General features: G+C 70.0%; 14 protein-coding genes. 8 read left to right on the forward strand and 6 right to left on the reverse strand.

What is annotated here, in order from left to right:
- Positions 1-38: 38 nt before the first annotated feature.
- The 4 genes from IU449_RS05205 (at position 39) to IU449_RS05220 (ending at position 3,946) form a co-directional block, all read left to right on the forward strand.
- Entirely contained in the window at positions 39-1,391 is a 1,353-nt protein-coding gene (locus IU449_RS05205) for a TIGR01777 family oxidoreductase (RefSeq protein WP_195000786.1), read from the forward strand.
- A 53-nt stretch (positions 1,392-1,444) separates the two neighbouring features.
- Positions 1,445-1,966: a hypothetical protein gene (locus IU449_RS05210; RefSeq protein WP_195000787.1), complete on the forward strand. Its 522-nt coding sequence runs from the start codon at positions 1,445-1,447 to the stop codon at positions 1,964-1,966.
- 215 nt (positions 1,967-2,181) lie between these two features.
- Complete coding sequence (locus tag IU449_RS05215) at positions 2,182-2,745, forward strand: copper chaperone PCu(A)C (protein WP_195000788.1); 564 nt, start codon at positions 2,182-2,184, stop codon at positions 2,743-2,745.
- Positions 2,732-3,946 carry a Dyp-type peroxidase gene (locus tag IU449_RS05220; protein ID WP_195000789.1) on the forward strand — a complete coding sequence of 405 codons (1,215 nt, stop codon included), beginning with the start codon at positions 2,732-2,734 and terminating at the stop codon, positions 3,944-3,946. The genes IU449_RS05215 and IU449_RS05220 overlap by 14 nt, the downstream gene beginning before the upstream one ends.
- A 70-nt stretch (positions 3,947-4,016) precedes the next feature.
- On the opposite strand, the gene IU449_RS05225 is transcribed toward IU449_RS05220, so the two are convergent.
- Positions 4,017-4,982, reverse strand: a complete 966-nt coding sequence (locus tag IU449_RS05225; protein WP_195002330.1) for an NAD(P)H-dependent flavin oxidoreductase — start codon at positions 4,980-4,982, stop codon at positions 4,017-4,019.
- A 285-nt stretch (positions 4,983-5,267) separates the two neighbouring features.
- Here IU449_RS05225 and IU449_RS05230 point away from each other — a divergent pair, with 285 nt between their 5' ends.
- Positions 5,268-6,800: an acyl-CoA synthetase gene (locus IU449_RS05230; RefSeq protein ID WP_195000790.1), complete on the forward strand. Its 1,533-nt coding sequence runs from the start codon at positions 5,268-5,270 to the stop codon at positions 6,798-6,800.
- A 122-nt stretch (positions 6,801-6,922) separates the two neighbouring features.
- Here IU449_RS05230 and IU449_RS05235 read toward each other — a convergent pair whose 3' ends face one another.
- The gene (locus tag IU449_RS05235; protein WP_195000791.1) at positions 6,923-7,525 is read right to left on the reverse strand and encodes an HdeD family acid-resistance protein; all 603 of its coding nucleotides are present in this window, start codon (positions 7,523-7,525) and stop codon (positions 6,923-6,925) included.
- A gap of 67 nt (positions 7,526-7,592) precedes the next feature.
- A complete protein-coding gene (locus tag IU449_RS05240; RefSeq protein WP_195000792.1) occupies positions 7,593-8,006 on the reverse strand; it encodes a VOC family protein in 414 nt (137 codons plus the stop codon).
- Positions 8,007-8,256: 250 nt separating this feature from the next.
- Here IU449_RS05240 and IU449_RS05245 point away from each other — a divergent pair, with 250 nt between their 5' ends.
- On the forward strand, positions 8,257-9,246 hold the full coding sequence (locus IU449_RS05245) for a glycosyltransferase family 9 protein (RefSeq protein ID WP_195000793.1): 990 nt from the start codon (positions 8,257-8,259) through the stop codon (positions 9,244-9,246).
- A 15-nt stretch (positions 9,247-9,261) separates the two neighbouring features.
- Here IU449_RS05245 and IU449_RS05250 read toward each other — a convergent pair whose 3' ends face one another.
- On the reverse strand, positions 9,262-9,588 hold the full coding sequence (locus IU449_RS05250) for a metalloregulator ArsR/SmtB family transcription factor (RefSeq protein ID WP_324188100.1): 327 nt from the start codon (positions 9,586-9,588) through the stop codon (positions 9,262-9,264).
- Between the two features lie 184 nt (positions 9,589-9,772).
- Between IU449_RS05250 and IU449_RS05255 the strand changes: the two genes are divergently transcribed.
- Positions 9,773-10,531, forward strand: coding sequence for a M23 family metallopeptidase (locus IU449_RS05255; RefSeq protein WP_195000795.1), 759 nt, complete (start codon positions 9,773-9,775; stop codon positions 10,529-10,531).
- A gap of 25 nt (positions 10,532-10,556) precedes the next feature.
- Here IU449_RS05255 and IU449_RS05260 read toward each other — a convergent pair whose 3' ends face one another.
- Positions 10,557-10,880, reverse strand: a complete 324-nt coding sequence (locus tag IU449_RS05260; protein WP_195000796.1) for a hypothetical protein — start codon at positions 10,878-10,880, stop codon at positions 10,557-10,559.
- Between the two features lie 245 nt (positions 10,881-11,125).
- Between IU449_RS05260 and IU449_RS05265 the strand changes: the two genes are divergently transcribed.
- Positions 11,126-11,461 (forward strand): RNA polymerase-binding protein RbpA, encoded by a 336-nt coding sequence (locus IU449_RS05265; RefSeq protein WP_195000797.1) that lies wholly within the window; start codon positions 11,126-11,128, stop codon positions 11,459-11,461.
- 85 nt (positions 11,462-11,546) lie between these two features.
- On the opposite strand, the gene IU449_RS05270 is transcribed toward IU449_RS05265, so the two are convergent.
- On the reverse strand, positions 11,547-12,362 hold the full coding sequence (locus IU449_RS05270; protein ID WP_416382152.1) for an ABC transporter permease: 816 nt from the start codon (positions 12,360-12,362) through the stop codon (positions 11,547-11,549).
- Positions 12,363-12,415: the final 53 nt, after the last annotated feature.

Below are 12,415 nucleotides of genomic sequence, written 5' to 3' on the forward strand. Positions count from 1 at the left end.
GACGTTTCGCCGCAGCAGTTCGCGGCTAGATTCCAGACATGTCCATCGACTGCTCGAGCGTCGTCCCCGGTGCCCGTGACGAGGTCTTCGCCTGGCATGCCAGGCCGGGCGCCTTCACCCGACTGGCGCCGCCCTGGCAGCCGGTCACGCTGATCGCCGAAGCGGATTCCCTCGCCGACGGGCGCGCCGTGCTCGGGTTGCCGGGTGGATTGCGCTGGGTGGCCGAGCACGACCCCACCGGCTACGAGCCGCCGCAGCGGTTCGTCGATGCCGTGGCCGCCGACGGGCTCGCCTCGGCGCCGATCGCGCGGCTGCTGCACTGGCGTCACACCCACGAGTTCGAACAGGTCGACGCCGACCACACCCGGGTGATCGACCGGGTGGACACCCCGATTCCGGCCGCCGCGCTGCGCTCGATGTTCGACTACCGCTACCGCCAGCTCAGCGGCGACCTGCTCGCCCATCGCCGGGCCTGCGAGCACGGCCTCGGCCCGTTGACGGTCGCGGTCACCGGCGCGTCGGGGCTGGTGGGCACGGCGGTCTGCGCGTTCCTCGGCACCGGGGGGCATCGGGTGCTGCGCCTGGTGCGCCACACCCCGAAGGGCCCCGGCGAACGCCGCTGGGATCCCGATGACCCCGATGCCGGCCTGCTCGACGGGGTGGACGCGGTGGTCCATCTGGCAGGCGCCTCCATCGCCGGGCGCTTCACCGAGCAGCACAAACGCGCCGTCGCCGACAGCCGGATCGAGCCCACCCGTGCCCTCGCCGAGCTCGCCGCCCGTACCGGGGTTTCCCGCTTCGTCAGCGCCTCGGCCATCGGCTACTACGGCTACGACCGAGGCGATCAGACCCTCACCGAGGACGCCGGACGTGGCGACGGTTTCCTCGCCGAACTCGTCACGGACTGGGAAGCGGCGACCCGTCCTGCCGAAGAGGCGGGAATCCGCACGGTCCTGGTCCGCACGGGCATCGTCCTGTCGCCCCGCGGCGGCACCCTGCGCCTGCTGCGACCACTGTTCGCCGCCGGTCTGGGCGGGCGGATCGGCAGCGGCGAGCAGTGGTTCTCCTGGATCGGGCTCGACGACATGGTCGATATCTACCACCGTGCGCTCTGGGACGACACGCTGTCCGGACCGGTCAATGCCGTCGCCCCGAACCCGGTGCGCAACAGCGAATTCACCCGGGTGCTGGCACGGGTCCTGCACCGCCCCGCCCTGCTCCCGGTGCCCGGTTTCGGACCAGCGCTGCTGCTCGGCGCCGAAGGCGCGCGTGAACTCGCGGCCGCCGACCAGCGCGTTCTGCCCAGTCGGCTGGTCGCTGCCGGGCACTCGTTCCGGCATCCGGAACTCGAGGGCGCGCTGCGCCACATGCTCGGTCGCACGGGCAGCTGAGACAGCGCCGACCTCACCCCGCCCGATCTACGACGCCGGGTAGTATGCAAGGCGTGCGGACGGCGGTTCACGAGGGAGCAGCGGCGGCGCGCGGTGCGCTCGTCGGGGCGACCGCCGGAGCCGTCAGTCTGGCTGCCCATCCGCTCGGCGGCGGGACCGTCCATCTCTCGCAGGCCGGGCTCGTCCAATTGGTCGGTGCGTGCGCGGCCGTCGGAGTCGCCGCGGGGTCGCGGCGGGGCCGGGTCGGCCGCGTCGAGTTGGTGGTGTTGCTCGCCGCCGGGCAGGGCATCGGGCACGCGGCGCTGACTGTGGGCCGTCCGCATTCGGCTCACCTGACGCTCGCCATGGTGTTCGCCCATCTGGTGGCGATGCTGTGCGCGGCACTGCTGATCCGGGCCGCGGAGGCCGGACTGCTCGCGGCCGCCTCGGGCGTGCGTCGCGCTCTGGCCGCGCTCGTCGGCGCGTTTCGGTGGGAGTACGCCCCGGTCGTGCTCGTCGGTGCGGAACCGGCGGTCCGCTCCGGGTGGTTGCTGTCCGGTGGCGCGGGAACCCGCGGACCTCCGCGGCGACGTTGAGTTCTTCTCGATGAAGGACGAGCGTGCCGGCGCGTCGTAGTGGCCGGATCGTGCGCCCGTCCTCATGTCGGCGACGCCCGTTGCGCGTCGTCACCTCTTCACGGACGCCCACGCGGGCGCCTACGTGGACTGCCACGCGGGACCCCTACGCGGCACTGCCACGCGGGACGCCTACGCGTCCGTGCCGCATCCGAACTCGAACGGAGTCTTCTCCCATGATCAAGCGATCCCTGCACCGTCGCGTCGCCGGCCTCGCCGTCGTCGCGATCACCCCCTTTCTGCTGAACGCCTGCTCCAGCGACAGCTCGCCCGCCGAAACCACCGCGGCCCAGGAAGTCACCATCGAGGACCAGTGGATCAAGGCCGCCGACAGCGGCATGTCCGCCGCCTTCGGTGTGCTCACCAATACCGGCGACAGCGAACTGACCATCGTGTCGGCCACCAGCCCGGCCTCCCAACGCGTCGAACTCCACGAGGTCGTGGTCGACGCGGCAGGCGCCTCCACCATGCGTGAGAAGGAAGGCGGCTTCGTCGTGCCCGCGGGCAGCACCTTGACGCTGGCGCCCGGTCACGAGCACATCATGTTCATGGGCCTCAACGGCCCGCTGCGCACCGGTTCGGAAGTGCCCGTGACCCTGTCCTTCGACGACGGCTCGACGACGACATTCACCGCGCAGGTCCGCGACTTCGCGGGCAATCAGGAGAACTACGTGCCCAACTCCGGGCACGGCGCTCCGGCGACCCCGGCGACTCCGGCGACCCCGAATGACGGTGCCTGAGCGCGAACAGGCGCGGGGTTGGTCACGGCGGCGGCTGCTGGGAGCGGGCGCCGTCGCGGCGGGCGCGGCGGGCGCCGCCGGGCTCGGGGCGGGAACTCTCGCGCGCGGCAGTGGCGAGAGCGCGGCACCTTCGGCCGGGGCGACCGAACCGTTCCACGGCGAGCACCAGGCCGGGATCGCCACCCGGCCGCAGCGGCACGCCACCTTCCTGGCCTTCGACCTGCGCCCCGGCCTCGACCGCGACGACATCATCGGCCTGCTGAAGATCTGGACGGCCGATGCCGCGCGCCTGACCGGAGGCGAACCCGCCCTCGCCGATACCGAACCGGAACTGGCGGCCCGCCCCGCGCGGCTCACCGTCACCGTCGGATTCGGCCCGGGCGTGTTCGCCGTCTCCGGGTTGGACCGCCACCGGCCCGCCTGGCTGGGACCGCTGCCGCCGTTTGCCATCGACCGGCTCGATCCGGCGTGGTGCGACGGCGACCTGCTCCTCCAGATCTGCGCGGAGGAAGCCACCACCGTGGCGCACGCGGTCCGAGTGCTCTCCCGCAGCGTCACCTCCCTGGTGACCGTGCGCTGGGTGCAACGCGGCTTCCGCGACGCCGAGCCCGGCCGCACCCCGCGCAATCTCATGGGGCAGGTCGACGGCACGGTCAATCCCACGCCCGGCGTGGAATTCGACCGGCTGGTGTGGGACGACGGGGCGGCGACCCCGTGGCTGGCCGGCGGCACGTCCCTGGTGCTGCGCCGCATCGCGATGAACCTCGACACCTGGGACCAGATCGACCCGGCCGGACGCGAGCTCACCATCGGCCGCACGCTGGCCACCGGCGCCCCGCTGACCGGCACGAAGGAGTTCGACGACCCCGACCTCACCGCCGTCGACTCGTTGGGTATCCCGGTCATTCCACCGTCGTCGCACGTCGCGCGCGCCAGGCGCACCCACCCCGGCGAGCAGTTCCTTCGACGTGGCTACAACTACGACGACGCTCCGGGCCCGGGCCAGATCTCCAACTCCGGCCAGCTGTTCACCGCCTACCAGCGCGACCTGCACACCCAATTCCTTCCGGTGCAGGCACGCCTGGCGGAGTTCGACGCTCTCAACGAGTGGACGACCCCCATCGGCTCGGCGGTGTTCGTCCTGCCTCCCGGTGTGCCGGAGCCGGGCGGGTACCTCGGGCAGACCCTGTTCGAAGCATGACCCGGCGGGGTGGCCGGCTGAGCGCCGACGCCGCCCCACCGGCGAGCTCTGCTCAGACCATCGAGGTGGGTCAGCTGCTGATCGACGTTCGCGCTGCGAGCACTTCGGCCGCCCCTCGACACCAGCCGTCGATCACCCGCGCGACGGGGTCGACGGCGGTGACCAACCCGACGCCCTGCCCGGCGTCGACCGGCAGCACGCGCGGATCGTCGGCGGCTATCCCGGCACGCAGGGCATCCTGGGCGTCGGTGTCGGTGCGCAGAGCGTCCTCGCGTCCGGTCCACCTGGTGACGAAATCGTTCCGCAGGACTCGCGACGGAAAACGGGCCGGCCACGGATAGCCCAAGGCCACATCGACAGCAGTGGTCACCACGGTGTCGGTCCCGTCGGCGGCGAGCATCGCCCGTCGACCGGCGGCCGACAGCGAGGATTCGGCGCACGCCGCCAAGGCGGTGCCGATCCACGCGCCGCCCGCGCCCGCGGCGAGCACCGCGGCCAGGCTCGCGGCGGAACCGATCCCGCCCGCGGCCAGCACAGGGGTGTCGACGGCGGCGAGCACCGCGTCCAGCAGCGGCAGGGTGGCCATGTCGACCGCGCCGTGTCCGCCACCTTCGAGTCCACGCGCGACGAGGACGTCGACTCCGGCGTCGGCGGCACGGCGGGCGTGATCGGCGGTGAACACCTGGGTGGCGGTGCGGATGCCGTGCGACCGCACGCCCGCGACCCAGGACAGGTCCGTGCCGAAGGAGATCGCGATCAGCGCGGGGCGGGCGGCGACGGCAACCTCGAGCAACTCCGGGCGGGCGGCGACGACCCAGTCGACGAGGCCGATGCCGAACGAGGCGGTGACCGGCTCGACGTGGGCGAGTTCGCGGCGCAGGGCATCGGCTGTCGCGGCGCTGCCCATACCGATCATGCCGAGTCCACCCGCCGCGCTGACCGCCGCGGCCAGCCGGCCTCCGGCCACCCCGCCCATGGGCGCGTTCACCACCGGAACACGCAGGCCGAGGGCGCGCGACCACGGCGTGGCGAGAATGTGTTCGACGGCGGAGCCTGGCGGGAACTGCGCGGTCTCATCAGCGGGCGGCACAGCTCCATGCCAGCACAGCCGGGATCGGCCGCGGCAAGCGGGTCCCGCCGAAGCGCAGCGGCACCGCGGATCTGTGACAGAACACGAATCCTGGTTCACTTTCGGCTATTGTCCTGTACCAGAGCAACCGCTCGACGGGACATCGACGACGCCGGCCCGGCCGCGTTTCGTCATATCCCGGCCAGGCCAGGCGGTCACCGCAACGGACCGCTCGTTCCCGCGAGGAGCACCATGTACCCCGGCGCACACGTCGACCACTTCCCGGACAAGCCCGCGGTGGTCATGGCCGAATCCGGCGAGACGCTGACCTATCGGGAGCTGGAGGACAACTCGATCCGGCTCGCGCGGTACCTGCGCGAGGCCGGGCTGCGTCGCGGCGACCACATCGCGCTGGTGTCGGGCAACGATCCCAAGATCTACGAGGTCTACTGGGCCGCATTGCGATCCGGGCTTTACATCACCGCCGTCAACTGGCACCTGGCGCCCGCCGAGATCGCCTACATCGTCGACGATTGCGGAGCGAAGGCGCTGATCGTGTCGGCCGATCTGTCCGAGGCCGCGCAGGCGATCGTCGAGCAGACTCCGAAGGTGGAACTGCGCATCGCCTACGGCGGCGAGGTCCCCGGCCACGCGTCCTACGAAGACGCGCTGGCTTCCTCCTCGGCCGAGCCGATGGAAGATCAGCCGCGCGGCACCGACATGTTGTACTCCTCGGGCACCACCGGCAGGCCGAAGGGCATCAAGCAGCCGCTGCCGGAACGCCAGGTCGGCGACGCCCCCGGCGACACCTACACCGCGATCTTCGGCCCGATGTACGGGTTCGACACCGAGACCGTGTATCTGTCCCCGGCGCCGCTGTATCACGCCGCGCCGCTGCGTTTCGGCGGCGTCGTGCACGCCCTGGGCGGCACGCTGGTCGTGATGGAGAAGTTCGACGCCGAGAAGGCGCTGGCAGCCATCGAGAAGTTCTCGGTCACCCACAGCCAGTGGGTGCCGACCATGTTCGTGCGCATGCTCAAGCTCGACGAGTCGGTGCGCAACCGCTACGACGTGTCCAGCCTGAAAGTTGCCGTGCACGCCGCGGCACCGTGTCCGGTCGAGGTCAAGCGCGCGATGATCGACTGGTGGGGCCCGGTGCTGCACGAGTACTACGCCTCCACCGAGGCCAACGGCGTCACCTTCATCGACAGCGAGCAGTGGCTGCGCAAGCAGGGCTCGGTCGGCAAGGCGGGGCTGGGCGTCATCCGCATCTGCGGCGAGGACGGCGCGGAGCTGCCGACCGGCGAGATCGGCACCGTGTACTTCGAGCGCGAGGTGGCGCCGTTCGCCTACCACAACGATCCGGCCAAGACCGCCGAGGCGGCTCACCCCGAGCATCCGACGTGGACCACCACCGGCGATATCGGCTACATCGACGACGAGGGCTACCTGTTCCTCACCGATCGCAAGGCTTTCATGATCATCTCCGGCGGCGTGAACATCTACCCGCAGGAGATCGAGGACGCGCTCGCCCTGCATCCGAAGGTGCTGGACGTGGCCGTGATCGGCGTGCCCGACGAGGAGATGGGCGAGTCGGTGAAGGCGGTCGTACAGGCGGCGCCCGGGGTGCAGACCGGACCGGAGCTGGCGAGCGAACTGCGCGAGTACCTGCGCGAGCGGATCGCCCACTACAAGGTTCCCCGCAGCTTCGACTTCGCCGAGGACCTGCCCCGCACGCCCACCGGCAAGCTGGTCAAGGGCAAGCTGCGCGCCCAGTACGTCTGAGAAGTCCCGAGCCGTTCGGTCATGGCGGGCGGCTCGGAGCAGGACGCGCGGCGGACTGTTCGACGAGACGCAGGACGGTCCGGGCCCCGCGAGGGCCCGGACCGTCCCGGCAGCGACCTCGACTACACGGGATTCGGGGGCACCCGAAGCGCTTCATCGAGCCTTCTGGCATCTCGGCGGACCCCGATCGCGGTGATGATCTCCATCACGCCGAGCACGATCAGCCAGATCCCCGCCACCAAGGTGAGGGTGGCGATCGAGGTGACCGGCCAGATCACCAGGACCACACCGGCGACGACGGTCAGCACGCCGAAGAAGCCCTGCCAGCCGCGTCCGGGCAGGGCGGGCTCGGACACCACGGCCACCAGCAACGCGACGCCGCGGAACAACCAGCCGATGCCGATCCACAGCCCGAGCAGCAGGATCGAGGCCAGTTCGTCGCGGAAGCAGAACACCCCGACCACGATCGACAGCGCGCCGCTGAGAAAATACAGCACCCGCATGCCCGCGGACCTGGTCGCGCCGAATGCCGAGATCAATTGCAGCACACCGGAGACCACCAGGTAGATGCCGAACAGGATGCCTGCCACCAGCAGTGTCTTGCCGGGCCACACCAAGATCACGATGCCGAGCAATATCGAGATAACACCGGTCACGAGAATCGCCTGCCACGCCGATCTGGCGAGTGTCTGGACCGGCCCTTCCACCACGTTTTCCGTTGTCATGGGCAGATGCTATTCCGGGCGAAGGGATTTGCCCCGGATATGCCGCGGCCCGTCACCGAGTCACCGTTCACCGGCCCTCGCCAGCGATGTTCACCATCCAGGCGATGCCGAAGCGGTCGACGCACATGCCGAACTCGTCGCCCCATATCTGCTTCTCCAGCGGCACGGTCACGACACCACCGTCACCGAGTCGTTCCCACCAGCGGCGCAGCCGGTCCGCGTCCTCGCCGCTGAGGCTGATCGAGATGCTGCTGCCCTCCTGGTACTGCATGTCCGGCGGGGTGTCCGCGGCCATCAGCGTGAAACCGTCAGCGGTCTCGAGCTGCCCGTGCATCACCAGCGAGCCGAGGTCTCCTGCCGCGTCTCCGACGTCGCCGAAGGTCTGGATCGACAGGGTTCCGCCGAAGACGTCGCGGTAGAACTCGAGCGCCTGCCTGGCTTCGGTGCGGAAGCTGATGTAGGGGTTGAGCTTGCACGCCATGACCAATACTCCTCGTCGTGGGAATTCGGCTGGGAGATGCGTCCAGCTGGGAGAACACCGCCGAGGCGGCCGGGATCGACGATACTGCCCGCGGCGCGCAGTGGGATCGATTACGCCGTAGCTGATCAACGTTTATCGCCGCCACGCCAGGGGAAGTCCTCATCCAGTGACTCTCGCTGCGTGCGCCGAAGCCGGGCCTCGGGTGAGCGAGTCGGGGACCACGAACCGAAGGCTGCTAGGAGAGACGAAGGTGGCGGAACTACTCGTGCTTCAGGCACGCGGGCTGGGCGCTCTGCTCACCGCGGTCCCGGCACTCCGCGCACTGCGGAGAGCCGAGCCGGGTCACCGCATCGTGCTCGCCGCACCGCAACGGCTCAAGCCGATCGTGGACCTCATCTCCTCGGTCGACACCCTGCTGCCGACCTCCTCCCCCGACACCCTGCGCTGGGACGCCCCCGCCCCCGCACTCGCGGTGAACCTGCACGGACCGGGCCCGGAGAGCATCGCCGCCCTGAACCGGACCGGCGCCGACCGAGTGCTCACCCACCGTCATCAGGCGTATCCCGAGATCGACGGACCGCAATGGCAGCCCGAGGTGCACGACACCGAACGCTGGTGCCATCTGCTCGAATCCCGCGGCATCGTGGCCGACCGCCGCAACCTGGGCCTGGTGCCGCCGGTGGCGACGACCAGCCATCGCGACTGCGTCGTCGTCCACATCGGCGCCGGCGCTCCCGCGCGGCGCTGGCCGGCCGAACGGTTCGCCTCGGTCGTCCGCCATCTACTGGTGCTGGGCCGCGAGGTGGTGCTCACCGGCGACGAGTTCGAACGCGATATCGCCCTCACCGTCGCCGCCCGCGCGGGACTGGGCCGAGACCGGGTGCTGGCGGGCGCGCAGAACCTCATCGAACTGGCCGCGACGATCGCCGAGGCCGCCCTGGTCATCAGCGGCGACACCGGTATCGCGCATCTGGCGACCGCGTTCGGTACCCGCACCGTGCTGCTGTTCGGCCCGACCCCGCCACGCTGCGCCGGACCGCCGCCACACCTGATGGGCAGGCATGCGGTGCTGTGGACGGGACGGTACGGCGACCCCTTCGCCGACGCACCCGACCCCGGCCTGCTCGAAATCGACGTGGCCGATGTGGTAGACGCCGCCGCGCGGCAGCTCACCCGCCGCACCTGGTCGGGCACCGCCCCTGGGGACCGCCGCCCGACCGGCTTTCGCCGGGTCGGCTGACCAGCTGGGGCACACTCACGGGGGTCCACGTTCGGGATCCGCCTCCGCCAGCGCCGCCGCATAGGCCGCCAACGCACTCGGCCAGAACTGTTCGAGGTAGTCACGGGCATCACCGAGCCCCCTCGGATCCAGGCTGTACATCCGGCGATTGCCGAGCGGACGCCGCATCACCAGGCGCGCGGCCCGCAGCACCTTCAGATGCTGGGAAACCGCCGAACTGCTCACCCGGGCGATCGCGGCCAGTTCGTTCACGGAGTGCGGGCCGCGTGCCAGCGTTTCGAACAACGCCCGCCGGGTGGGGTCGGCCAGCGCTTCGAGCGCCCGCACTCCGTTAGTCACCACTTCAATAGTCTGCGCAGCTGTGCGCGATTCTTCAAGATCGCCCCTATAACGCATAAAGCCAGCTTGTCACCGCTGACACGGCATGTCTTGATCACATCGTTATCTGAATCGAGCGTTTTCCCAGGACTGTGAAGGTAGCCACAGGATTGCGGACACCACCGCGCACTGTCGTAACTTCATCGGCATGCCCGTGACCGATTCGTTACCGACTGTTCGTCCGAGCACCGCCGCATCCCGTCGCCGCCGCGCCGCTGGCCGCTCGCTCGCCCTCGCCGCCGCGGTCGGCATCAGCCTCACCACCGTCAACGCATTCGGACCTGAGGAGGCAGGTGCCGCCTCCGCCGCCGAGATCGTCCGCACCCCTCGCGTGCTCATCGACTCGACCACCGACCTGACGAAGTTCACCGCCTTCTCTTCGCGTGAAGTCACGAGCCCGGAACTCCCGCCGCTGCCCGGACTCCCCGAGATCACCGTCGAACAGACCCCGTGGGCGGAGCATCTTCTCGCCCAGCTGGCGCCGCCTCCCCCGCCCCCGCCCGCGCCCCCGCGCCCGACCACCGTCCGGCCTACCGCGGGTGTGCTCACCTCGGGCTTCGGCTACCGCTGGGGCGCCATGCACGCGGGCCTGGACTTCGGCGACCCGCTCGGCGCACCCATCGCGGCCGTCACCGACGGCGTCGTGATCGAAGCCGGGCCGGCCGGCGGATTCGGTCTGTGGGTTCGTGTCCAGCAGGACGACGGCTCCATCGGCGTCTACGGCCACATGAACGACATCCTCGTCTCCGTCGGCCAGCCTGTCCGCGCGGGCGACGTGATCGCCACCGTGGGCAGCCGCGGTTACTCCACCGGCCCGCACCTGCACTACGAGGTGCATCTGCCCGGGGTCGGCCCGATCGACCCGGCAGGTTGGCTGAGCGCGCGCGGCATCGACGTGCACCACTGAGTCGCGCCCACCCGGGGCACCGCCCTCAGCGCAGCCGTTCCGCCTCACGAGCGAGCTTCACCAGCGCGACGCTCAGATCGTGCAGTTCCTCGGCGCTCGCCCCCTCCTCGATCGCCGTCGCGATGTCCTCGGCCGCACAGCGCGCCGCGAACCAACGGTCGGCCAGATCGGCGGCCTCCTGAGCACTGAGGATCACCGAATCCTCCGGGATTCCGGTGCCTTTCACACTGTTGCGGTGCTCGTAGGCACGCTGCCTGCACGATTGACGGCAGTAGCGGCGCCGGCGCCCCGACTCGGACTCCACGATCTCCCGCCCGCACCACAGGCAGGCCAGCAAGCGCCGCGTCATGGGCCAAGAGACTAGTGCGTCACACGCGGATTCGCGCGCGGACCCCGCGACATGCGCCCGCTACCCGGCACATGCCGGCGACGGCCGCGAGCAGCACCGACCGTGCCACCGACTAGAATGGAACGGTTCGCCGATCGCCGGATCGGGAACGAAGACGCGGATTCAGGCGTTGTCCTTTACAGGCGTTGTCCTTACCGGCACTTCGGATACACAGGGACACTCGGACACACAGGGAGAGGCACACCATGGCAGATCGCGTACTCCGGGGCAGTCGGCTCGGAGCGGTGAGCTACGAGACCGACCGCGACCACGACCTCGCTCCGCGCCGCATCGCCAGGTACCGGACCGACAACGGCGAAGAGTTCGACGTTCCCTTCGCCGACGACGCGGAGATCCCGCCCACCTGGCTGTGCCGCAACGGCCAGGAAGGCATCCTGCTCGAAGGCAGCACCCAGGAAGCCAAGAAGGTCAAGCCGCCGCGTACCCACTGGGACATGCTGCTCGAGCGCCGCAGCAAGGAAGAGCTCGAAGAGCTGCTCAAGGAGCGCCTCGATCTGCTCAAGACCCGCCGCCGCGGCTGACTCGTCGCACAGCACCGACAAAGGCCGTTCCCCCACTGCGGAGGGAACGGCCTTTGTCGTGGAGCGGACAGCGGGTGAGCGCGGTCTAACGGCTGGCGACCTTGCGGTAGCGCAGCAGAGCCATCGGCATGGCGATCGCCAGGATCACCACCGAGCAGAGCACGGCGTACTCGACGCAGTGCTCGGCGGGCCAGCCGGTGGGCTGGCGAAAGAACGGCGGCGCACCGTTCTCGAAGAGCTTCCGTCCGGACGCGGCGACCGCGGTGATCGGATTCCACTCCGCGATGACCCGCAGCGGACCGGGCAGCGCGGCGGCGGAGATGAACGCCGAGGAAATGAAGGTCAGCGGGAACAGCCAGATCAGCCCCGCACTCTGGGCCACCTCCACATTGGGTGAGAGCAGACCGGTCAGCGCGCCGACCCAGGACATGGCGAAGGCGAACAGCAGGATGATGCCGAAGGCCAGCGTCGCGTCGGCGATCGAGCCGTTGATGCGCCATCCGACGATGTAGCCACAGCCGACCATGACCGCCAAGCTCAGGACACTGACCACCAGGTCCGACAGCGTGCGGCCCATCAGCACCGCCATCCGCGACATCGGCAGCGCGCGCATCCGGTCGATGATGCCCTTCTGCAGGTCGCCCGCCAGGCCGACGGTGGTGAAGGCCGCGCTGAACGCGACGGTCTGGGTGAAGATGCCCGCCAGCAGGAACTCGCGGTACTGGCTGCCGCCCAGAGAAGCGCCGAAGATGTAGGCGAACAGGAACACGAACATCAGCGGCTGGATGGTGGCGGTGACCAGCAGGGTCGGCACGCGCAGGATGGTCAGTAGATTGCGGTGCGCGACGATGGCACTGTCCCTGACGAACCGAAATCTGGGCGAATACTCCAGCGCCACAATGTTTTTCGTCGGAGGTATGGGCGCGAGTTCTTCCCGCGTCGGTTCGGTGGCGG

The sequence above is a fragment of the Nocardia higoensis genome (genome assembly GCF_015477835.1).
Taxonomy (GTDB): Bacteria; Actinomycetota; Actinomycetes; order Mycobacteriales; family Mycobacteriaceae; genus Nocardia; species Nocardia higoensis_A.